Source organism: Avrilella dinanensis, assembly GCF_002807015.1.
GTDB lineage: Bacteria > Bacteroidota > Bacteroidia > Flavobacteriales > Flavobacteriaceae > Flavobacterium > Flavobacterium dinanensis.
In genome coordinates this window covers 537,591-558,899 of sequence record NZ_NIPO01000001.1, presented here as the reverse complement: position 1 = coordinate 558,899, position 21,309 = coordinate 537,591, and the positions used below count along the sequence as shown (strand labels likewise).

Annotated in this window: 23 protein-coding genes and 1 rRNA gene; 14 read left to right on the top strand and 10 right to left on the bottom strand. The window is 35.7% G+C overall.

The window, feature by feature from the left end:
• Positions 1 to 130: 130 nt before the first annotated feature.
• From CDL10_RS02730 to CDL10_RS02705, 6 genes are all read right to left on the bottom strand, one after another.
• Positions 131 to 817: a hypothetical protein gene (locus CDL10_RS02730; RefSeq protein ID WP_100677119.1), complete on the bottom strand. Its 687-nt coding sequence runs from the start codon at positions 815 to 817 to the stop codon at positions 131 to 133.
• 268 nt (positions 818 to 1,085) lie between these two features.
• Positions 1,086 to 2,519: a pyruvate kinase gene (pyk, locus tag CDL10_RS02725; RefSeq protein WP_100677118.1), complete on the bottom strand. Its 1,434-nt coding sequence runs from the start codon at positions 2,517 to 2,519 to the stop codon at positions 1,086 to 1,088.
• A gap of 14 nt (positions 2,520 to 2,533) precedes the next feature.
• Entirely contained in the window at positions 2,534 to 3,052 is a 519-nt protein-coding gene (locus CDL10_RS02720) for an IPExxxVDY family protein (protein WP_100677117.1), read from the bottom strand.
• A gap of 54 nt (positions 3,053 to 3,106) precedes the next feature.
• Positions 3,107 to 3,859 carry a ribonuclease III gene (rnc, locus tag CDL10_RS02715; protein ID WP_100677116.1) on the bottom strand — a complete coding sequence of 251 codons (753 nt, stop codon included), beginning with the start codon at positions 3,857 to 3,859 and terminating at the stop codon, positions 3,107 to 3,109.
• Between the two features lie 7 nt (positions 3,860 to 3,866).
• A complete protein-coding gene (gene fabF / locus CDL10_RS02710) occupies positions 3,867 to 5,120 on the bottom strand; it encodes a beta-ketoacyl-ACP synthase II (protein ID WP_100677115.1) in 1,254 nt (417 codons plus the stop codon).
• A gap of 173 nt (positions 5,121 to 5,293) precedes the next feature.
• A complete protein-coding gene (locus CDL10_RS02705) occupies positions 5,294 to 5,530 on the bottom strand; it encodes an acyl carrier protein (protein ID WP_100677114.1) in 237 nt (78 codons plus the stop codon).
• A gap of 171 nt (positions 5,531 to 5,701) precedes the next feature.
• Between CDL10_RS02705 and purN the strand changes: the two genes are divergently transcribed.
• Both purN and rnhA read left to right on the top strand, forming a co-directional pair.
• Positions 5,702 to 6,271, top strand: a complete 570-nt coding sequence (purN, locus tag CDL10_RS02700) for a phosphoribosylglycinamide formyltransferase (protein WP_100677113.1) — start codon at positions 5,702 to 5,704, stop codon at positions 6,269 to 6,271.
• Positions 6,271 to 6,744 (top strand): ribonuclease HI, encoded by a 474-nt coding sequence (rnhA, locus tag CDL10_RS02695; protein ID WP_100677112.1) that lies wholly within the window; start codon positions 6,271 to 6,273, stop codon positions 6,742 to 6,744. The genes purN and rnhA overlap by 1 nt, the downstream gene beginning before the upstream one ends.
• A 61-nt stretch (positions 6,745 to 6,805) precedes the next feature.
• On the opposite strand, the gene CDL10_RS02690 is transcribed toward rnhA, so the two are convergent.
• Entirely contained in the window at positions 6,806 to 8,311 is a 1,506-nt protein-coding gene (locus CDL10_RS02690) for a helix-turn-helix domain-containing protein (protein ID WP_100677111.1), read from the bottom strand.
• 1,800 nt (positions 8,312 to 10,111) lie between these two features.
• On the opposite strand from CDL10_RS02690, the gene rrf reads away from it, so the two are divergent.
• Positions 10,112 to 10,223 (top strand): 5S ribosomal RNA (gene rrf, locus CDL10_RS02680).
• 235 nt (positions 10,224 to 10,458) lie between these two features.
• Positions 10,459 to 11,274: a UbiA prenyltransferase family protein gene (locus CDL10_RS02675; RefSeq protein WP_100677109.1), complete on the top strand. Its 816-nt coding sequence runs from the start codon at positions 10,459 to 10,461 to the stop codon at positions 11,272 to 11,274.
• A gap of 80 nt (positions 11,275 to 11,354) precedes the next feature.
• Here the strand turns inward: CDL10_RS02675 and CDL10_RS02670 are convergent, their stop codons facing one another.
• On the bottom strand, positions 11,355 to 12,080 hold the full coding sequence (locus CDL10_RS02670) for a YoaK family protein (RefSeq protein WP_100677108.1): 726 nt from the start codon (positions 12,078 to 12,080) through the stop codon (positions 11,355 to 11,357).
• Positions 12,081 to 12,249: 169 nt separating this feature from the next.
• Here CDL10_RS02670 and CDL10_RS02665 point away from each other — a divergent pair, with 169 nt between their 5' ends.
• From CDL10_RS02665 to CDL10_RS02625, 9 genes are all read left to right on the top strand, one after another.
• Complete coding sequence (locus CDL10_RS02665) at positions 12,250 to 13,632, top strand: leucyl aminopeptidase family protein (protein WP_100677107.1); 1,383 nt, start codon at positions 12,250 to 12,252, stop codon at positions 13,630 to 13,632.
• A gap of 171 nt (positions 13,633 to 13,803) precedes the next feature.
• The gene (locus tag CDL10_RS02660; protein WP_100677106.1) at positions 13,804 to 14,952 is read left to right on the top strand and encodes a 5-(carboxyamino)imidazole ribonucleotide synthase; all 1,149 of its coding nucleotides are present in this window, start codon (positions 13,804 to 13,806) and stop codon (positions 14,950 to 14,952) included.
• A gap of 48 nt (positions 14,953 to 15,000) precedes the next feature.
• A complete protein-coding gene (locus tag CDL10_RS02655; protein ID WP_100677105.1) occupies positions 15,001 to 15,234 on the top strand; it encodes a hypothetical protein in 234 nt (77 codons plus the stop codon).
• Complete coding sequence (locus tag CDL10_RS02650) at positions 15,216 to 15,524, top strand: type II toxin-antitoxin system RelE/ParE family toxin (RefSeq protein WP_100677104.1); 309 nt, start codon at positions 15,216 to 15,218, stop codon at positions 15,522 to 15,524. The genes CDL10_RS02655 and CDL10_RS02650 overlap by 19 nt, the downstream gene beginning before the upstream one ends.
• Before the next feature lie 24 nt (positions 15,525 to 15,548).
• Positions 15,549 to 16,031, top strand: coding sequence for a 5-(carboxyamino)imidazole ribonucleotide mutase (gene purE, locus CDL10_RS02645; protein ID WP_100677103.1), 483 nt, complete (start codon positions 15,549 to 15,551; stop codon positions 16,029 to 16,031).
• 91 nt (positions 16,032 to 16,122) lie between these two features.
• Positions 16,123 to 16,737, top strand: a complete 615-nt coding sequence (locus CDL10_RS02640; protein WP_100677102.1) for a hypothetical protein — start codon at positions 16,123 to 16,125, stop codon at positions 16,735 to 16,737.
• A gap of 1 nt (position 16,738) precedes the next feature.
• Positions 16,739 to 17,029 (top strand): winged helix-turn-helix domain-containing protein, encoded by a 291-nt coding sequence (locus CDL10_RS02635; protein ID WP_100677101.1) that lies wholly within the window; start codon positions 16,739 to 16,741, stop codon positions 17,027 to 17,029.
• A 58-nt stretch (positions 17,030 to 17,087) separates the two neighbouring features.
• Entirely contained in the window at positions 17,088 to 18,461 is a 1,374-nt protein-coding gene (locus CDL10_RS02630) for a DUF4153 domain-containing protein (RefSeq protein ID WP_100677100.1), read from the top strand.
• Positions 18,462 to 18,466: 5 nt separating this feature from the next.
• Positions 18,467 to 19,045: a hypothetical protein gene (locus CDL10_RS02625; RefSeq protein ID WP_207760134.1), complete on the top strand. Its 579-nt coding sequence runs from the start codon at positions 18,467 to 18,469 to the stop codon at positions 19,043 to 19,045.
• 11 nt (positions 19,046 to 19,056) lie between these two features.
• Here the strand turns inward: CDL10_RS02625 and CDL10_RS02620 are convergent, their stop codons facing one another.
• Both CDL10_RS02620 and CDL10_RS02615 read right to left on the bottom strand, forming a co-directional pair.
• Positions 19,057 to 19,782, bottom strand: coding sequence for a hypothetical protein (locus CDL10_RS02620; RefSeq protein WP_100677099.1), 726 nt, complete (start codon positions 19,780 to 19,782; stop codon positions 19,057 to 19,059).
• Between the two features lie 48 nt (positions 19,783 to 19,830).
• Positions 19,831 to 20,454, bottom strand: coding sequence for a tetratricopeptide repeat protein (locus CDL10_RS02615; RefSeq protein ID WP_100677098.1), 624 nt, complete (start codon positions 20,452 to 20,454; stop codon positions 19,831 to 19,833).
• A 224-nt stretch (positions 20,455 to 20,678) separates the two neighbouring features.
• On the opposite strand from CDL10_RS02615, the gene CDL10_RS02610 reads away from it, so the two are divergent.
• Positions 20,679 to 21,260, top strand: a complete 582-nt coding sequence (locus tag CDL10_RS02610; RefSeq protein WP_100677097.1) for an RNA polymerase sigma factor — start codon at positions 20,679 to 20,681, stop codon at positions 21,258 to 21,260.
• The last annotated feature ends 49 nt before the right edge of the window (positions 21,261 to 21,309 follow it).

Genomic DNA, 21,309 nt, shown 5'->3' with positions numbered 1-21,309 from the left:
GGTCACCCTTAAAAAGATGTACTAATCTATCCAAATCTTCAATAAAATATTTCGATATTTGGTCAGAATTGGGTACAAAAAAAACGTTTATGTTTCATAAACGTTTTTTCTTTTTAGAAATAAACTGAAATCATTTCTTATCCGTAATATATATTTCAGTTAGCTCATCGTCTGATTTGAAGCTAATATTGTAACCGGTTTGCTCTGTTATTTTTACCGGAGGCATACTTTGCACTTCAAAATCGGTGTTGTTGAGTTGTTCTTTAGGTTTGTATCCTCGATTCATTTCCGTTGATTTCGCGATATGATATTCATTATTTTCAACTTTGGCGACCTTAAACCAGCCAAAACGAATTTCTGCACCTAAAGGATTCCCTTTTTCCTTATATATCTCATACCTGCCAAAGTAGATGTCGCCTTTAGCTGGAGTTTTTTCCATAGCTACTGCCTGTTCGGATTTAGGTAGGGGAGGTTTCGTGCTGTCATAGATAATGAAGATAAATAACCCGATAAAAAACGCCAGAAAAATCCAACCGACAATAGTAAATTTGAAAATAAAAGGAGGTTTGGGGGCTTCTGCTACTTTTTGTTTTTCAAATACTTTCATTTCAGAAGTCCAATGACGACGTCCGATTTTCTTTTGTTCAGTATCGTCCCAAAATTCTCCACCGGCTTTTTTGGCGTAAATAGTAAAAAATGCGGTACGCACTTTGTTTCTAAAAACTCTCAATATCATCGGGTTATGCGGATTTTTTGGATTTCGCATTTTTTCCGGACGATGAACAGCTTGTTCTATCTGACTGATTGCATAAAACATATATTGTGTTGTTTGTGTTTTCGGAAGATAAAGAAAAATTAATCAATGGTTACTTTAAACTTACTTTCAGTCAAGGTAACAATGCTTAAGGTATTTTCGCCCTCAGATATAAGAAATACCAGCCCTAATAAAATATACTTTCCCATAATGGCACTTTTAGTTTAACACAATACTAAAATTATGCCAACAGGCAGGAACCTATATTTTACCGGGTTGATAGTTAATGTACGTTAATTTAGTTGTAGGTATTTTCAACATTATGTAGAGGCTACTCAATCACAGAAACCCGCACAGTATTAACCATTCCTTTTTCTCTGATAGGCATCGAAGCCAGATTAATGGAATAATCCCCTTCTTTTACGTAATTGTTTGCTTTGGCAATTTGATTAATATCTTCGATAGTTACGTCGGTACTTTCATATTTGTCATAATAAAAAGCCGTTACACCCCATAACAGATTCAGCTGAGTGAGCATATGTTTGTTGGAAGTGAAAGCCAGAATATGAGCATTCGGTCGCCATGCAGATATCTGAAAGGCTGTATAACCTGAATTCGTCAGGGTGTGGATTGTTTTTGCCTCAATATCATTTGCCATAATTGCCGCATGATAACAAACCGATTTGGTAATGAATCGTTTGGTTCTTACTTTTGGGTCGATTACCTCAAGGTTGATTAATTCAGAATCTTCCACACTCAGGATAATCTGGCTCATTTTTTCAATGACTTCCACCGGATAATTACCAACAGAGGTTTCTCCGGACAGCATCACTGCGTCGGCACCGTCCATGACAGAATTGGCGACATCGTTTACCTCGGCACGTGTCGGCGTGAGGCTCGTAATCATGGTTTCCATCATCTGCGTGGCGATGATAACCGGAATTCTCGCTGTTTTTGCCCTGCGAACCAAATGTTTCTGGATAAGTGGTACTTCTTGTGCGGGAATTTCCACTCCGAGGTCACCGCGTGCAACCATTAATCCGTCACAATGACGAATAAGTTCGTCGATGTTTTTTACTGCTTCGGGTTTTTCTATTTTGGCGATTACCGGAATTTTGTAATCAGAGTGTGTTTTGATAAGGTCATTTAAATCCTGTAAATCCTGCGGGGTGCGGACAAACGAGAGTGCAATCCAATCCACATTCAGTTGAATAGCGAACTGGGCGTCTTTGATGTCTTTTTCGGTAAGTGCCGGAAGTGAAACGTTCGTATTAGGTAGGTTTACGCCTTTTTTTGAACGTAGCGGGCCGCCTTGTATAACTTGTGCTCTCACTTCAGAAACTCCATCTGTTTCGATGATTTTAAAAATCAGTTTTCCGTCGTCCAAGAGGATATTTTCTCCTGCTTTTACGTCGTTGGCAAAAGTTTTGTAATTCATATAAACGCGTTCGGCCGTACCGAGAAATTCTTCCTCGGTTGAGGCAAAGGTAATTGTGTCGCCTTCTTTCAGCACCACTTCGTCTTTCATTACGCCGACTCTGAGTTTAGGGCCTTGCAAATCTGCCAGAATACTGGTGTTATAATGATATTTTTCATTGAGTTCCCGAATGATTTTTACTTTATCTTCGATGTCAAAATAATCGGCATGAGAAAAGTTTATCCGAAATACATCTACTCCGGTTTTAATCATTTTGTGAATAACTTCTTCAGAGCTGCATGCAGGTCCGAGTGTAGCAATTATTTTAGTTTTTTTTCGTAATTTCATAGTTCCTTATGGTCTTAAAAATATAATCTTTCAATATGTTCTTGTTTAAGATTTTCCCAGTCAGCAAGATAAACAGCCGAAACCTGAGGAATGTTTTCTATATGTGTAATCAGGTTTTCGGTATCAAAAAAATCATCGGTTTCTTCAATAACTAACAGGTAATCAAATCGTTTCAGTTCAGGAATTAAAAAAGAAGTCAGCTCTATGTTTTCTTCCATTTGCGAAAACAAATCGTTAGTTGATGTTGTTTCGGCTTTTTTTTCACTGCTTGTCGAGTGATTATCTATGAGTCGCCATGTCAGATAATTGTCTTCATCTTCGTATAAATAATGACCGAATCGGCTTTCTATTTGCTTGTTGTTCAGTGAAATATCTTTTTTCTCTTTGCAGAGTTGGAGGTGCAGATTGGTGTTGATGAAAAAGGCAAGGCGGTAATCTTCCAGATTGGATTGAATGGCCAATAATGTTTTTTCATCTGAATAACTGTCTGCTAAATTTAGCTTGATAATGTTTTTTGCTTTTTGACCTTCCATTTCTCTACAAATTTACGATATATATTACAGAGAGAAAATTTTTAGTAAGATTGATTACTTTTTGTTAACAGAGCTTTTGCTTTTTTGTAATGAATAGTAGGCTCTTTTTGCTGCCTGTTCTTCTGCTTTTTTCTTACTGGTAGCTCGACCTTTGGCGATTATTTTTTCGTCGTAATGTAACTTTACTACAAAATGCTTGTTTTCCTCTTTAGATTTTTCTTCCTGGACATCAAACAAAAAATACTTTTTTCTCTTTTGGCAATGCTCAATAAAAATGCTTTTGTAGCTGATTATTTTATTTTCCAAATCTTCCAAAGGTTCTATCGGCTGAATCAGTTTTTTATATACAAATTTCTTCGTGAAGTCAAACCCCTTTTCGGTGTACATGGCACCAATCAGCGATTCAAAAATATTCCCGTAAATATTTTCCCCGAAATCTTTTACATTCACATTACATTTCAGTAAGGATAACAAGTTCAGGTCTTTACCTATTTTATTCAGGTTGTTCCGGCTGACGATTTTAGATCGCATTTTGGTCAGATAACCTTCTGCCTGGTTAGGTGCGTTCTGATGTAAATAGGACGCAGCCACCAATCCGAGTACCGCATCGCCCAGATACTCCAGTCGTTCATAGTTGACGGTGTGCCCGTTTCCGTTGGTTTTTCCAGCAGAACTATGTGTGAAAGCCTCCTCATATATTTCGATACGAGTAGGTTTATAACCCACAATCCGGCTTAATTTTTCATAAAAAATCCCGTCTTTATGAGCACGGGATTTTTTTGGTAATATGTTTGGAAACCATTTCATAAGGATTCTACAAATCTACTTTTTTCATTAATACACAAGCATTGTGACCGCCAAATCCGAAAGTGTTGCTCATTACGACTTTCATATCGCGTTTTTGAGCCTTGTTGAATGTAAAATTCAGTTTCGGGTCGATGTTTTCATCATCTGTAAAGTGATTGATAGTCGGCGGAACAATTCCGTGTTTGATAGATAAAATACAGGAAATCGCCTCAATAGCACCTGTTGCACCCAGCAAATGTCCGGTCATTGATTTGGTAGAGTTGAGGTTCATTGTATAAGCGTGTTCTCCAAAAACCTCTAAAATAGCTTTGGATTCCGCAATATCTCCAAGCGGAGTTGATGTTCCGTGCATATTCACACCGTCCACGTCTGATGGTTTTAAACCAGCATCTCTTAAACAGTTTAGCATCACATTTTTCGCACCTAACCCTTCCGGATGTGGAGCTGTGATGTGATGTGCATCAGCAGACATACCGCCACCGCCGATTTCACAGTAGATTTTCGCTCCGCGTGCCACGGCGTGTTCGTACTCTTCCAGAACCAAAGCACCGGCACCTTCGCCCAGTACAAATCCGTCGCGGCCTTTGTCCATAGGTCTTGATGCGGTTTTCGGGTCATCGTTTCTTGTAGATAAAGCGTGCATGGCGTTGAAACCACCGATTCCGGCAATGGTAACTGCAGCTTCTGAACCACCGGTAACGATAACGTCTGCATGTCCTAAGCGGATATAGTTGAACGCATCGATAATGGCGTTGGTAGATGAAGCACAAGCGGAAACCGTAGTGAAATTAGGTCCTCGTAAACCGTATTTCATAGAGATTAATCCTCCAGCAATATCGGCAATCATTTTCGGAATAAAAAACGGATTGAATTTCGGTGTACCATCTCCCTGATTGAAGTTGGTTACTTCGTCCTGAAATGTTTGTAATCCGCCAATTCCCGAACCCCAAATTACACCGGCTTTATCTTTGTCTAATTTATCCAGATTAAAGTTTGCATCTTCCATGGCCTCAGTAGCTGTGACGACGGCATATTGCGTAAATTTGTCCATTTTTCGGGCTTCTTTACGGTCAATAAAATTCTGAGGGTCAAAATTTTTGACCTCACATGCGAACTGAGTTTTAAAGTTGGAGGCATCGAAATGAGTGATTGGAGCTGCTCCGCTCACGCCATTTATCAAACCATTCCAATATTCTTCCAGATTATTCCCTATTGGAGTTAGAGCTCCTAATCCAGTAACAACGACTCTCCTTAGCTTCATATAAATTCGGTATAATTTCAGATTTAAAAAACAAAACCCAGTGTTTCTCTTAACGAAAACATTGGGTTGCCAAACACAGCTCGTACTGTGTTGTAAATCAATTTTTTGGTCCGTTTCTTAGAATAAATAACACCACGTGGCTTTGATTCAAAAACCACGTGATGTTTGGTTTATTATTTCTTAGCCTCCTCGATGTAAGAGATAGCTTGACCAACTGTAGCAATGTTTTCAGCTTGATCGTCCGGAATTTGGATATCAAATTCTTTTTCGAACTCCATAATTAGCTCAACAGTGTCTAATGAATCAGCTCCCAAATCGTTAGTGAAGCTTGCTTCAGCTACAACTTCGCTTTCGTCAACACCTAACTTGTCAACGATAATCGCTTTTACTCTTGATGCAATGTCTGACATAATTTCTTTCTTTTTTTAAGTTTAATTGTTGTGGCAAAAATATAAAACTTTAGTTTAAAACCACAATTTTAATTGTTTTTGTATCTGCGAATTTAAAAAAATAATTTAGAAATAGATACTTTTGTGAAAAATATTTCCTCAAACAGGAGGTTATTTATAGATAGAAAACCCATGAAAGAAGTAGTTTTACTGGCTTCCGGCTCCGGAAGCAATGCTGAAAATATTGTTGACTATTTCCGAAAAAAAAATATTTCGGTTCAGTTTCATATTATCACAAATAAGAAGGACGCTTTTGTTCTGGAACGGGCAAAAAGGCTCAATGTTCCTGCCGAAGTGATTACCAAAAAGCAAAATGATGAGGGGATTTTACATGAAAGAATCCAAGAATTGAATCCTGATTTGATTGTTCTGGCAGGTTATCTTTTGTTGTTTCCGGCATCAATCATTAAGGAATTTCCGAATAAAATCATCAATATCCACCCGGCGTTACTACCAAAATATGGCGGAAAAGGTATGTACGGCGGTTTTGTGCACGAAGCGGTGGTTGCCAATAAAGAAACCAAAACGGGAATTACGATTCATTATGTAAGCGAGCATTATGATGAGGGGGCGACGATTTTTCAGGCAACGACGAATGTTGAAGAAAAAGATTCGCCGGAAGACGTGGCAAACAAAGTACACCAATTGGAATATGAACATTTTCCTAAAGTGATTGAACAACTTTTAGAGAAAATCAATTAATGCAGTCACCCGAAATCCTTTTATATACTGATGGTTCATCACGCGGAAATCCCGGCCCGGGCGGATACGGTGTTATTCTGCATCTGAACAACACGAACTATTACAAAGAATTGTCGCAGGGTTACCGGAAAACGACCAATAACCGTATGGAATTGCTGGCGGTTATCGTTGGGTTGGAAGCTTTGACCAAAGAAAATCTTTCTGTTCTGGTGGTTTCCGATTCCAAATATGTAGTAGATTCCGTTGACAAAGGCTGGGTTTTTGGCTGGGAAAAGAAAGGATTCGCCGGAAAGAAAAATCCTGATTTATGGAAACGGTTTCTGAAAATTTACCGCAAACACCAGGTTAAATTTCGATGGATAAAAGGACACAACAACCACCCGATGAACGAACGTTGTGATTTCCTGGCTGTGGAAGCCTCAAAAAAAAGTAAATTGCTGATTGATGAATGGTATGAAGAAAATGATGTTTGATTCAAGTTTCAGGTTAACTGCGACTGAAAACTATTGCCTTTTGCCTCTTTACTATTTCTCTTTACTCCAAATTATTGATAAACTCTGAAGGAGAGCAATCTTTTACTTTTTTAAACATTGCCGTGAACTTACTGTGAGATGAATAACCACCAATTTCTGCCAGATAACTGATTTTGTACTGGCGGTATTTTGGTTCTTCCTCTAGAAGCTGGGTAATGTGATTAATTCTTAATTCATTAATATAGGTAGTGAAATCTTTGCCATAAGTCTCTCTTAGTATGTGTGTTATATATTTGGTGTTGGTTTCAAACTGATTGGCGAGTAAAGTTGCCGATATTTTTGGGTTTAGATATTCCTGATTTTCCTCAAAAGTTTTGATATGTTCCAAAATCCGTTGTTGTGTGCTGTCAGATATTTGGAGAGTATTGTATTTAATGTTTGCAGATTCAGTATTTTGCCCGACTTCCGGGGTGGTCATTCTTTTCTTTTTAGTTCTTTTTTGATAAAAAACCCAACCTATTATAGACACAAGGGCAAGTGTAGAAATTAGATAATATATCAATGTATGGGATTGCTCTTGTTGGCTGTTGTCTAATTCTTTAGTAACGGAATTAATAGTCTTTGCATTACAAATTGATATAATTTGTGCAACGCTATCAACCTTTTTTTTATAATATCTTAGACTATCAACATTTCCAACCTCTATATAATAGTCGACCATATTTTTGTATAATTCACTATTAATAAGTGTTGTTCTGTATTCTGTCGGGCTATTCAGTGCAAGATAGTAATGTTTTTGGGTATCGGTATAATTTTTCTTTTTAAAATAAACTTCTCCTTTTAAGGTATAAATATAATTAAGCAATATCTTGGCATTAAGTTGCTTGCTGTCATTCACTAGATGGGATGCGCTATTTAGATAGTATAGGGCTGAATCAGGGTTGTTTAATTCGATGTAAAGAGATCCAATATATTGATAATTAGAAGCTATGGAATAAGTCTTTTGATCTATATCCTGTATTTTCTTAGCCCAATCGGTACTGGTTTGCATATAAGATATTGCTTCTAAATAATTGTTATTGGAGACAGCGTAGAGAGCCATTTCCTTATAAGCATTTTTATTAAAGCGAAAGAGTTCATCTGTTTTAGGGGCTTTTTGGGCAACCTCTATAGCTTTTGAGAGTTTAACATGACCTCGTTCGAGCATGTTTGACGTCTTATATTCTGATGAAAGAAAACTAAGAAATTTCGCTTGCCACAGATATAAATTTTCTTTTTCAGCTTCTTTTTGTGCGTTTTCCGCCGTTTCAATGGCCATAGAGCGTTCTCCGTTCAACTTATACAAGTTAGCGACAATTAATAAAGCTTGCATTCTTTGTGTTGGTACAAGTTCTTTATCTTCTAGTAAGGTGTTAACTTCAACTAAAATATTCTTTGTATCGGCGTTTTTATATTTTTCGGGAGTAGTCACCTCTAAATATAAATGATTAAGCCTTTCAGAAACCGATTGAGCATGGCTTGAAAGCGAAAAAAAAAGGATGATTGTAATTTTTAGCAATAGTTTCATTCCCTATCTGAGCATATATTGTTGTATAGATTAGACAACAAATCTGGAATAAGGTCACTTATTTTTTTAATTTTTTTTCAAAAAAAAACAACTTTTTTGGTTAGGATGTTTTTAGAAACTATTTTTTATTTTCGGAATATGAACATAATAATAGTGTAAGTCGCTGATTACCAACGTTTATTTTTTCGGAATATAAACAACGTTTACGTAAAACAAAACGATAAAAACTGGGTGGTACAATTAACTTTGTTGCAGGTTGTAAAGCTATAACTAAATAAGTGACAACCGGTTTTAACTAAAATTTTAAATTAATACAGTTGATTATGAAAAGAAGATTACTAGCCGCGGCTGTTCTCATGAGTGCATGGGGAGCTTACAGTCAGGTAGGGATAGGCACTTTAACGCCTGATTCATCCTCACAATTGGATGTTACTGCCAGTGACAAAGGGGTTTTGCTTCCTCGTGTTGCTTTAGAATCGACCACAGATGCTGTTACCATTGCCAATGGTAATGTTAATAGTTTATTGGTGTTTAATACCAACACACAAAACGATATTACGCCGGGCTATTATTATTGGTATGACAACAAATGGATGCGTATTGTAAATGAGGAGGATGTTGCTGGTTTAGATACCAATACTACCAACGTTTCCTTAACTGTTGTTGGAGGCGAATTGGTGTTGACAGATAGCGAAGGTAACGAAGTAACCATTCCTTTGTCTGAAATCAATATTCCAACAACTCTTGTTCAAAATCCTGATGGTACCTATACTTATACCAACGAAGAAGGCACCACGGTAACGATTGATGCGACTGAGAACATAATCAACAATATCGAAAACATCTTGAACAATACGGAAGTGTTGAACGAATTAATCGAAGTGTTAGGAGATACTTATGTGGGAGGAAATGTTTACTACGACGGTGACCAGTTCACATATATCGATGAGAGTGGAGAAACCCATACCATCAACTTCGAAGAAATTGTTCAGGCGAATGAAAGTGTAACCACATTAGTTGACAATGCTGACGGAACTTATACTTATACGTCAGAAGACGGCACAATTACTACTGTAGATGTACCGGCATCTGTGGTAAACCAATTTGAAGAGATTGTAAACGGCGGACCAGTTACTATTGAAGGAGAGGAATACACAACTATCGAGGAATATATCCAACATATCGTTGAAACCAACGAAAGTGTAACCACATTAGTTGACAACGCTGACGGAACTTATACTTATACGTCAGAAGATGGAACAGTAACTACGGTTGACGTTCCAGCATCTGTGGTAAACCAATTCGAAGAGATTGTAAACTCAGGACCAGTTACTATTGACGGCGAAGAGTACACAACTATCGAGGAATATATCCAACATATCGTTGAAACCAACGAAAGTGTAACCACATTAGTTGACAACGCTGACGGAACTTATACTTATACGTCAGAAGATGGAACAGTAACTACGGTTGACGTTCCAGCATCTGTGGTAAACCAATTCGAAGAGATTGTAAACTCAGGACCAGTTACTATTGACGGCGAAGAGTACACAACTATCGAGGAATATATCCAACATATCGTTGAAACCAACGAAAGTGTAACCACATTAGTTGACAACGCTGACGGAACTTATACTTATACGTCAGAAGACGGAACAGTAACTACGGTTGACGTTCCAGCCTCTGTGGTAAACCAGTTNATGTTAACAATATAAGCCATTAGTGAAAAGGCATAAGCCAATAGCTAATGGGGGGTAAAAAGCTAATGCCTTATGGCTAATGCCTCTTGCCTGAAAAGCTTAAGGTGGTTATAGCATCGGGGCTCACCTCTTCCCATTCCGAACAGAGAAGTTAAGCCCGATTGCGCAGATGGTACTGCAATACCATGCGGGAGAGTATGTCGCCGCCTTGTTTTAGTGAAGCCTGTCTTGAAAAAGACAGGCTTTCTTTTTTTATAAGAACGGCGTGTCCCTTCGGTCGATTGCTTCGCCAATTCGCAAGCTCGGGTCGCCGCCTTGTTTTAAAAGTCCTTTACAGAAATGTAAAGGACTTTTTGTTTATCTTTGAAATAGATAAATAACTATTTGTGATGATTACTTTGAAAATTATGCCAAATTCAACTAAATTTATACCCTTTAATATTTGGTTTGAAAACAGCGTTAAAAAATACTTTTGATTTCTATCTTGATGCAAGCATACACGTTGCTGTGGCTACTTCTGCATTAGTTTTAATGACTTATTATTTTATAGCAATAATGGTCGATTGGAATGTGTTATCATTGGTTTTTTTCGGAACAATTTTCAGCTATAATTTTATCAAATATTTTGCTTTGTACCGAAATAAATCAAAATATTCAAATAAGGAAAAAACAATAGTGTTGCTAACGATTGTAGCTGGAATTGTTCTAACAGTCAATTTTTTCCTATTGGAGTGGAAAACACAACTTGTTACGTTAGTTTTTGGGTTATTAAGTATTTTCTACGCCGTACCAATTAGTAAACGAAAACAGAATCTTAGAAATATATCAGGAATTAAAATTTATATCGTAGCATTGTGCTGGGCTGGGTGCACACTTTTACTGCCTTTGTATCAGGCTGGGATTTTGCTGTCTTCAGACATGTTTTTTAAATTTTTACAACGATTTTTGCTTACGCTCATATTAATTTTAATTTTTGAAATTAATGACTTGAAATATGATGATATTCGATTGAAAACCGTTCCTCAATCTATCGGTATTTTGCATACTAAATATTTGATTTATTTATTATTAATCCCATTTTATGTACTGGAGTTTTTCAAACAAGGAAATTACCCGAGTCAATGGATTATCAACTTGATATTAATAACGGTAATTACATTATTTACACATTATGCTTCTCCACATAAAAGTAAGTACTATACCTTGTTTTGGGTAGAAAGTGTACCGATTTTATGGTTGTTCTTAGTCAAATTATTAGGATAATAAAATACTTGTATCTTTGTGTATAGCATAAAATGGCACAGATGAAATGTTTTTATATTTATAATAATCCATAAATGAATCTAAATATGTAATCGCTCCCTCAATTTTTTCATTTTTTCTATTCCTTTTTCCATTGTTTTAAAATCATATATTAAAATAGAAACCAGAAGTATTATCGGAATCAGCAATACGTTTTCGTGATAATCAATTGTGACAAACGCACTTAACATCGCTCCTGAAATAAACGAGATAACTACAGCTAAATTGAGTAGTAAGGAGCGTAATACAAAAATTTTATTTCCTTTTCTCAAAAGCATTTTGCCAAATCCGATACCGATGTCTGTAACCATTCCTGTGAGATGCGTAGTGCGGACTACTTTTCCGCTTACTACTGAAACAATCCCGTTCTGAATTCCCATAGCATAAAGTAAGATGAGAATTTGTTTAGCTTGCTGGTTAAGATCCAGGTGAATTAAAAAACACCACAATAGCAGACCAATCTCAATAATAATTGGTAATGTATAAGAGAGTTTCGGTTTTCTTTCCTCAAAAAAGCCGGTAATAACCGAAGAGGTGAATGACCCAAGTCCGAAAGCAGCTATCCAAAGTGCTAATTTTAGTACAGCAGTCCATTTAGATTGCTCAAGCCAAAGAGCAAATTCCCCTACGTGACCCGTAATATTAGTCGTAAAAATGCCCAAGCTGAGAAAACCAAAAACATTGACAACTCCTGCCGCAAATGCAAATAATATGGCTAAAAATAAATTATGTTTAAAAGTTCGTCTAAAACCTTTAGATTGTAACATGATAAAAATTTTCTTTACAAAGATACGAAACCATCTATCTTGATTTATCGTTTAAACTTATAAATAGTAAAGCATTTTTGATATTGACCGAATAATCTTTACAACGTATTTACTTGTATAAAAACGCAACATTTTTCGTACTTTTGAAACTTCATAAAAAAACAAAACGATGTTACAATTAGTTCAAAACCTTACAGGAAAAGCCGTTGTTTATATTGTCAACGGACAAGCTGTTATTGATAATCAGTTACCAAATTATATTCAGGAAGCTTTTACCAGCTTTAAAAATTCAGACAAAAAAGAAGATTTTGTAAAAATTGGCGAAAGTGTTTATTTCTTTGTCAAGGAAGACGAAGATTTGGAAAAAATGCGTGTGTTCGGATTTAATATCCGTCAGAAATTAGACAAAAAAACCAATGCAATTACCATTGCAGGAAACGGCGAAACAACTCTCGCATTGGCAGAAGGACTGGCGTTGTCCAATTATCAGTTTTTGAAATACTATAAAGATGCCGACGAACGTGAATATGCTTTGGAACATATTTATCTGTTCGGAGACATTTCCGAAAGTCGAATCAGCCGAATGAATAATACCATCAAAGCCGTTTTCTGGGCACGTGATATGGTCAACGAACCGGTTAATTATTTAGATGCTATTCAGTTAGGGAAAGAAATTATCGAAATCGGTAACGAAGCTGGTTTTACCGTCGAAGTTTTTGACAAATCCACGATTGAAGCCCTAAAAATGGGTGGATTATTAGCAGTAAACAAAGGTTCACTTACTCCGCCGACATTTACCATTATGGAATACAAACCGGAAAATCCGACCAATCAAAAACCAATTGTCCTGGTAGGAAAAGGTGTGGTTTATGATACCGGTGGATTGTCACTAAAACCGACGCAAGGCTCGATGGACGTGATGAAATCGGATATGGGGGGAGCCGCGATGATGGCAGGAACGATTTATGCAGCGGCACTCAACAAACTCAATGTTCATATTATCGGATTGATTCCGGCAACGGATAACCGCCCTGGGCAGGAGGCATACACGCCCGGCGATGTGATTCGAATGTATGACGGAACGACGGTGGAAGTCCTGAACACCGATGCGGAAGGGCGTATGATTTTGGCAGATGCGATTGCTTATGCAGATAAATTTCAGCCCGAATTGATTATCAATGCGGCTACATTGACCGGTGCGGCTTTGGTTGCGGCCGGAACAAGAGCCGCTTGTTTGATGAGTAATGCTGATGAAAAAATCAACCAGAAATTACTTGTAGCAGGCGAAAAAGTTTACGAACGCATGGTACAGTTGCCGTTGTGGGAAGATTATAAAGAACAGTTGAAATCATCAGTAGCTGATTTGAAAAACATCGGCGGACGTTATGCCGGAACGATTACTGCCGGTAAATTCTTAGAGCATTTTGCCAAGCAACCTTTCGTGCATATCGATATTGCCGGACCGGCATTTACCGAATCCCCGGAAAATTACAAAGGTTTGGGCGGAACCGGAACAGGTATCCGTGCGTTAATCGAATTTTTTGAAAGTTAGGATTTTATAAGGATTAGAAATAAGCCACTAATTACACGAATGAATTTGTGTTGTTTGTGGCTTATTTTTTTGAAGAATTAATAAAAATCTATTCTCGTATTCTATAATCCTATTTAGTCTTTCCATTTGCCAACGGAAATAGTATCTTTGTATCACAAAACAGCAATAGTAATGAATTATTTTTCTTCTGATTTTAAATTAGGTATTTTAGGCGGAGGGCAGTTAGGCAAAATGATGCTGACCGAAACCCGAAAATTTGATATACAAACTTATGTGGTTGATCCAAGTGCCGAAGCACCTTGCCAGTTTGGTGCGACCAAGTTTTTTCAGGGTTCACTGACCGATTATCAAACAGTTATCGATTTGGGCAATCAGGTAGATGTTTTAACCATCGAAATTGAAAACGTAAATCTGGATGCTTTGGAAACCTTGGAAAACCAAGGTAAAAAAGTATATCCGTCACCCAAAACCTTACGCCTGATTAAAAACAAAGGAAAACAAAAACAGTTTTATAAGGATAATAATCTTCCGACTGCTGATTTTCAATTGTTTGAGAGTACTTCAAATCTCAAATCTCAAATCTCGAATCTTACAATGCCTTTCGTTTGGAAAGCAACCGAAGGCGGTTATGACGGAAATGGTGTAAAAGTTATTCGCAAAATTGAAGATTTAAACAATCTACCTGAAACTGAATGTATTGCCGAAATCATGATTCCGTTTAAAAATGAATTAGCGGTTATCGTAGCACGTTCGGCATCGGGCGAAATCAAAACCTATCCGGTGGTAGAAATGGAATTTCACCCCGAAGCCAATCAGGTGGAGTATGTAATTTGTCCGGCGAGAATTGATGAAGCTGTGTCAAATAAAGCACGAGAAATTGCCTTGAAAGTTTCCGAAAGTTTTAATCATGTGGGGCTGTTGGCTGTTGAAATGTTTCAAACCGAAGATGATGAAATTTTAGTTAATGAAGTAGCTCCGCGTCCGCACAACTCTGGTCATTATTCGATTGAAGCAAGTTACACTTCACAGTTTGAACAACACATTCGTGCCATTTTAGATTTACCTTTGGGAAATACCGACAGTAAAGTTGCCGGAATTATGGTAAATCTGGTGGGTGAAGAAGGCTTTTCGGGACAAGTAGTTTATGAAAATATCGAAAAAATTATGGCGATTGATGGCGTAACTCCACATATCTACGGAAAAAGAGAAACCCGCCCGTTCCGAAAAATGGGACACGTTACCATTGTAAATGCTGATATGACCGAAGCACGTAAAGTGGCACAAGAGGTTAAGGAAACGATTAGAGTGATTAGTAAATAATTCTTAATCACTTGTTTTTTTGTAACTTTGATATAAATAACTTTCACTATGAATACTTCTGAATTAAAACTCGACATCATTCAAAAAATAACCGAATTAAAAGAAGTTCGGGTTATTGAAGAAATTAAAAAGCTTTTGGACTTTGAGCTTAATGATATTTATGAGCTATCAGAAAGTCAAAAAAACAGAGTGGCGGAAGCCAGGGAAGAATATACTAATGGAAATTTTTTAAACGAAGAAGAAGCTGATAAGGAAATTGACCAATGGCTCAACGAAAAATAATTTGGACAAAATCGGCACAATCTGAAAGGAAAGAAATATTGATTTATTGGAACAATAAAAATCAATCCAAAGCATACAGCAAAAAGCTGAATAAATTATTTTCTGAACGGGTAAAGCTTCTTTCTGAGCATCCAAAAATCGGACGATTATCAAATAACGGAACCACCAGAATAACCATTGTACGAGATTATTTGATTTTTTACGAATTTACCACAACCGAATTAATAATTTTATCTGTTTGGGATACAAGAAGAGATGAAAAAAATATCGAATTTGATTACACCTCTTAATCACAAAAATATATAAACAAAAAAATGAAAGTAGCAGTAGTAATGGGCAGTATTTCGGATATGCCGGTAATGCAAAATGCCATAGACATATTAAACGAATTTGGTGTAGAAACACATATTGATATTGTATCTGCACACAGAACACCTGAAAAATTGGTTGATTTTTCTACCAACGCACATAAAAACGGTATCAATGTTATCATTGCCGGAGCGGGTGGTGCGGCACATTTACCGGGAATGGTAGCCTCTATGAGTCCGCTTCCTGTGATTGGTGTACCGGTAAAATCAAGCAATTCTATTGACGGCTGGGATTCTGTTTTGTCGATTCTGCAAATGCCAGGCGGTGTTCCTGTGGCAACGGTAGCATTAAACGGAGCGAAAAATGCCGGTTTGTTGGCTGTACAGATACTGGCAAGTCAAAACGCAGAACTTCTTGATAAAATGATTGCCTACAAACAAGGATTGAAAGAAACGGTTTTAAAAGCGGCAGAAGATTTGAAGAAATAGTAAAAGAGGAAAAATATTTTCCTCTTTTTTTTGTCAAAAAATTTGTTGTTCTTATAAATTCAAATAACTTTGTATTTCAAAGTATATAAAAATGAATACAAAAGCTTCTGAAGATTTAGCACACATAAAAGAGATGATGGAACGCTCGTCCCGATTTATTTCACTGAGTGGTTTGTCGGGAGTAGGTGCAGGAATTGTTGGTTTATTGACAGGAATTACTGCAATATATTTGACGAAAGATTACTTTTTGGGGTTTGAACCTAATCAAATAAAGATTTATAATTTTGATATGCTATCTAAACTAATAGGTTTAGGGATCTTAGCCTTGGTATTAGCACTTTTCTTCGGTTGTTTTTTTACCATTAGAAAAAGTCAAAAATTAGGCTTGCAGGTTTGGACTTCCACAACCAAAAAAGTATTAATCCAATTAGCCATTCCGCTTGCAGTGGGAGGTATCTTTGTTTTGGCATTACTGCAATATGGTTTATACGGATTAATTGCCGGAACTACTTTGATTTTCTACGGATTGGCTTTGATAAATGCAGAAAAATATACCTTTTCTGATATTAAATATCTGGGATTGTTGGAAATAGCATTAGGTTGCCTGTCTTTGTTCTGGATTGGAAAAGGATTGATTTTCTGGACGATAGGTTTTGGAGTTTTACATATAATTTACGGGGTTATTTTGCACCGAAAATACAAGTAAAATGAGTATTATCAGCGGATTAAATAAAGATTTTGAAAGCAGAGTCCGGTTGGGAATGATGTCTGTTTTGATGGTCAATGATTGGGTGGACTTTACCGAAATGAAAAGTCTTTTGCAGGTAACCGACGGTAATCTGGCAAGTCACTCTGCATCGCTGGAAAAGAATGAATATATTGAAGTAAAGAAAGAATTTGTTGGTAAAAAACCGAGAACTTCTTACCGGATTACAGAAAAAGGAAAAAAAGCTTTTCAGGAGCATCTTGTTTTTCTGGAAAAGATGATGAGGCAGTAAATGTCTTATTTTTTTACTAATTAACTTTGAATTACAAAGTACTTTAAATTTTATAAATATGAAAAAACAAGTTTTAATTTTTGTCAGCACATTTTTGTTTGTTGTATTGTTTTACAATCAGGGAATTGGGATAAACCTTTCTGTTTTTGCTTTGGCATTACTCGGGTTGAGTTTTGTTCAAAAACCAGAGTTACTTCAAGACCGCAAAGCTCTCATCTTGGCATTGTGCGTGGTGTTGAGCTGTTTGTCCAATGCGTGGTTGTTTACTTTTACGACTTTTTTGGCGGTTGTTTTGTCGTCCTTTGTTTTTCGATATTATACTGTTGAGCCTGAGCTAAGACTGCTTATTCAGGCGGTTGTGTATTGTACCAATTGGTTTGCATTTATTGTTCAGGTGTTTCAGATAGACGATTGGTTTCAGTACAATAAATCGAAACAGAAAAATACTTTTTCCAAAATATTTTCCTATTTAATTCTTCCGTTTTTGATTTTATCGGTCTTTTTCGCAATCTACCTGACTTCAAGCGATACTTTATTCGGTTGGTATCAACGGTATGAACTTGATATTGATGCAGTCATTATTCTGATTGCTCTGTTGGGATTTTATTTCAGCTTTGTGTTCTGGAATACAAAGATTTACGAACCTTTTAAAACGCTAAACCGCAGTCTTCAATTTCATTTCACGGCATCACAAAAAGAAAACTTAAAACCTACATTTGAATTTCTGGAAATCGGTTTTGAGAAAAGAAGCGGAATGATTACACTGGTTTGCCTCAACATAATGTTGTTTTTCTTTATCATTGTTTTTAATATTGAGCATTTTCAGACAATTCCGCAACATTTTTCGGAATACAGCTCGCGTATCCACGAACAGATTAATTCACTGATTGGTTCGATTGTTCTGGCAATGCTCGTTCTTTTGTTTTATTTCAAAGGAGCTTTGAACTTTATCAAAAACAATAAAACATTGGTGCTTTTATCCAAATTATGGTTGATACTAAACGGAATCTTAATTCTTTCTGCCATCATTCAAAACACCATTTATATAGATGCTTTAGGTTTGACGTATAAGCGATTGGGTGTCTATCTTTTTCTGATTTTATGTGGTTTTGGATTGTTTTATTCTTACCGGAAAATTCATTTTCAACAAACCAATTTTTATCTGGTGGATAAAATGTCGTGGATACTTTTTTATTCTTTGGTTGTCTGTTCGCTTTTTAATTGGGGAAATATCATCACAAAATACAACCTGACAAAAGAGAATGTGGATTTTTCTTATTTACTACACTTAAGAGGAAATGAAAAAACGCTGTTGAAATATTATCAGCCGGAAGAATTGGATTCGCAATGGTTGAAAGAACACATTGAACGAAAACAAAATGAAAAATTTCTCTCGTCTGAATTGTATTATAAAACGATTTCTTTAAAATAAGCTTTATGAAAAACAGACCAATTTCTAATATTATTGCAATTATATCAACATTGGGAATTTTGTGCTGGATAATAACCGATTTTTATGGGGGAATGTTGCTCTATTTCTTTTCGTACGGACTATTTATCCTTCCGATAGTCGTACTTTTTGTTATTTCTTTTATTGATACAATTGTTTCGGTAATAAAACGTGGAATAAAGAATAATAGGATAAAAGTGATTTTTCACGGAACTCTTTTGTTAATGATTGTTTTGTTTAATGTTTTTCAGTCTGATATTTTCAAATCTCCGAGAATACTAACCGCTACATTAAAAGACGATTTATTTCATTACACGTTGATATTCAGAGAAAATGGAACTGTTGAGAATGAAGTAAACGGAATATTTGGTTTTCAGGAAACATTTAAAGGAAAATATCACATCGAAGGCGATACGATTATTTTTCTTAAAGTGCCTTATGACAATGACTTTATTCCCGAGCAGCTTTTAATTGACAGAGAACAAAATGCAATCTTTATGTATAAAGATGAAAGCGGTAATTTCAGCAGAAAAAAAGAATGGCTTAATCATTTAGAAATCCATTAGAAATGTTTTTTCTACTCATCAATCCATTGTTTTGTAAAACTTATAATTCTTCTATTATCATTTTCATCATACACGGTTTCTGCAAATATATCATCTAACGGTTTGAGTTCCTGCAATGAAAAATCTACTCGAAAAAGTTCATAACGAATAGTATCTATTCCCTGAATATTTCTACCGTTGTATGATTTTGATAAGTAGTAAGTTTTTTCATCATTATAATAATACAATTCCATGTCGAAGCCTGTTCGAAACCTTCCAAAAACAAATGATTTCTTTGACTTTGTATGATATATTACCTGATAATTAACCCCGCAACCTAACCCTGTACAAGGATAAAAAAGAGCTTTAAATAGAATAAAATCATAATCTTTATAATATTGAATATCAGAAATCATATTTGAATAATCAGCTTGAATTTTTTCACTTTCAACGCAGTTTTGTGTAAACATATCTTGAACTGAAATAGTATCATTATTGATAAATATTTTTAGTGGTTCATCTAATGCAGAAAACGTAATCATAAATCCTTCAAAAGAAACAGTGTCACTTTCGACACGAATCCGATAAGTTGGTGTAATTATTTTACTGTTTACATCTTCTTCAAAAGTTGAAAAAGCAAAACTCAATTCTTCATCAGCATAATGTACAGTATCGGACACAACCTTCTCCGATTTATCCTTGTTACAACTCAAGCACAATAACAAGCTTATCAAAACCGGTAAAAAATAATTTTTCATATAACATATTTCTGATTAATGTAATCATTTGTTTTTAAAGTAGTAAGATTAATTCTTGTTTATGCAAGTCTTTTTAATCTCGTTATAATCTCTTGTAATTAAATCAATTACATCTCTATCATTTGTCAAATTCATTGCCATATTGCATAATGTTAATGCTTCTTCGCAGTTTCCTAAAAAATGATTTAGATTAGCTTGTTGCATGATATAAAAAACCTCTTCCATTTCTGTTTTTTCGATATTTGAGGCTCTCATTATGGTTTGATAAGCGAGTTCGTATTCTTTTTTGTTTACATATAATGTAGATAAATTTATATAACCATTAAAAAACAAAGAATCTACTGCAATAACTTTTTTAAAATATTCTTCAGACAAAGAAAAGTTATTAAGATATGAGTAGGTTATTCCTAACCCTTCTAATACAAGCTTATTCTCTGGCTCAGACTTTTCAAGCTCTAATAGAATTTCTAACCCTTTTTGATGTTTTTCTTGAAAATTTAGTTCTTTACTTTTCTCATATAATTGATAATTATCCATATTTCTAAATAGACTATCAGACGTACTTTGATATATAGTTCTGTCTTTTATTCCTATATCCGATATTTCTTTATTACTATTACAAGAAATAGCTGAAAATACCAATAAAATAATTATTATATTTCTTAATCGCATAAAAATACATTTAGAAAACAAATGTAGCTTTTATTTTTTTGTGCACCAAATACGACGAAACGGACAGGAGACCCTAATTTTCAAAACAATTCCAGCTCATATAATTTTTAACTTTTTATTTGCATTTGTAAAAAAATGTTGTACATTTGACTTATCAACTTAAAAGAAGACGCCTATAAAAGAACAATACTTTTAAAATTACATAACGACTAAAAGTATTGATTATGAAAAAAAATGAATCTACTGATGCAGTATTGGTCAGGCAATATGTGCATGGAGATGAGCAGGCGTTGGCACAACTCATAGACAGACATCAAGTTAAAATTTACAGTTTTATTTTTTCAAAAGTACGTGACAGAGACCTTACGGAAGATATTTTTCAGGACACTTTTATCAAGGTTATTCACACGCTGAAAAAAGGAAAATATAACGAAGAAGGGAAATTCGTTTCGTGGGTGGTTCGCATTGCTCACAATCTGATAATTGACTACTACAGGAAAAGCAACAAGATGCAGATGCAGCGTGAAAACGAGGAATTTTCTATATTCAGGTATATGGAAGACAATTCACCTTCGGTAGAGGACGCTCTGGCACAGTTGCAAGCCAAAAAAGAAATCTGCGGATTGCTGGAGTTATTACCCGACGACCAGCAGGAGGTGGTCAAACTACGGATATTTGAAGATTTAAGTTTTAAAGAAATCGCTGAGCAAACCGGCGTGAGTATCAACACGGCATTAGGCAGAATGCGGTATGCGGTCTTGAATATGCGAAAAATTTTAGAACAAAAAACAATAATTACAGAATAGCACACAATATTCTTTCTGTCAATGGCGTTATTATATAAATAACCCAAAC

Bases quoted from the DNA above. Each gene is read 5' to 3' on its own strand.
- CDL10_RS02730 (WP_100677119.1), bottom strand. From the start codon at position 817: ATGTTTTATGCAATCAGTCAGATAGAACAAGCTGTTCATCGTCCGGAA.
- pyk (WP_100677118.1), bottom strand. From the start codon at position 2,519: ATGAAATTACGAAAAAAAACTAAAATAATTGCTACACTCGGACCTGCA.
- CDL10_RS02720 (WP_100677117.1), bottom strand. From the start codon at position 3,052: ATGGAAGGTCAAAAAGCAAAAAACATTATCAAGCTAAATTTAGCAGAC.
- rnc (WP_100677116.1), bottom strand. From the start codon at position 3,859: ATGAAATGGTTTCCAAACATATTACCAAAAAAATCCCGTGCTCATAAA.
- fabF (WP_100677115.1), bottom strand. From the start codon at position 5,120: ATGAAGCTAAGGAGAGTCGTTGTTACTGGATTAGGAGCTCTAACTCCA.
- CDL10_RS02705 (WP_100677114.1), bottom strand. From the start codon at position 5,530: ATGTCAGACATTGCATCAAGAGTAAAAGCGATTATCGTTGACAAGTTA.
- purN (WP_100677113.1), top strand. From the start codon at position 5,702: ATGAAAGAAGTAGTTTTACTGGCTTCCGGCTCCGGAAGCAATGCTGAA.
- rnhA (WP_100677112.1), top strand. From the start codon at position 6,271: ATGCAGTCACCCGAAATCCTTTTATATACTGATGGTTCATCACGCGGA.
- CDL10_RS02690 (WP_100677111.1), bottom strand. From the start codon at position 8,311: ATGAAACTATTGCTAAAAATTACAATCATCCTTTTTTTTTCGCTTTCA.
- CDL10_RS02670 (WP_100677108.1), bottom strand. From the start codon at position 12,080: ATGTTACAATCTAAAGGTTTTAGACGAACTTTTAAACATAATTTATTT.
- CDL10_RS02665 (WP_100677107.1), top strand. From the start codon at position 12,250: ATGTTACAATTAGTTCAAAACCTTACAGGAAAAGCCGTTGTTTATATT.
- CDL10_RS02660 (WP_100677106.1), top strand. From the start codon at position 13,804: ATGAATTATTTTTCTTCTGATTTTAAATTAGGTATTTTAGGCGGAGGG.
- CDL10_RS02655 (WP_100677105.1), top strand. From the start codon at position 15,001: ATGAATACTTCTGAATTAAAACTCGACATCATTCAAAAAATAACCGAA.
- CDL10_RS02650 (WP_100677104.1), top strand. From the start codon at position 15,216: ATGGCTCAACGAAAAATAATTTGGACAAAATCGGCACAATCTGAAAGG.
- purE (WP_100677103.1), top strand. From the start codon at position 15,549: ATGAAAGTAGCAGTAGTAATGGGCAGTATTTCGGATATGCCGGTAATG.
- CDL10_RS02640 (WP_100677102.1), top strand. From the start codon at position 16,123: ATGAATACAAAAGCTTCTGAAGATTTAGCACACATAAAAGAGATGATG.
- CDL10_RS02635 (WP_100677101.1), top strand. From the start codon at position 16,739: ATGAGTATTATCAGCGGATTAAATAAAGATTTTGAAAGCAGAGTCCGG.
- CDL10_RS02630 (WP_100677100.1), top strand. From the start codon at position 17,088: ATGAAAAAACAAGTTTTAATTTTTGTCAGCACATTTTTGTTTGTTGTA.
- CDL10_RS02625 (WP_207760134.1), top strand. From the start codon at position 18,467: ATGAAAAACAGACCAATTTCTAATATTATTGCAATTATATCAACATTG.
- CDL10_RS02620 (WP_100677099.1), bottom strand. From the start codon at position 19,782: ATGAAAAATTATTTTTTACCGGTTTTGATAAGCTTGTTATTGTGCTTG.
- CDL10_RS02615 (WP_100677098.1), bottom strand. From the start codon at position 20,454: ATGCGATTAAGAAATATAATAATTATTTTATTGGTATTTTCAGCTATT.
- CDL10_RS02610 (WP_100677097.1), top strand. From the start codon at position 20,679: ATGAAAAAAAATGAATCTACTGATGCAGTATTGGTCAGGCAATATGTG.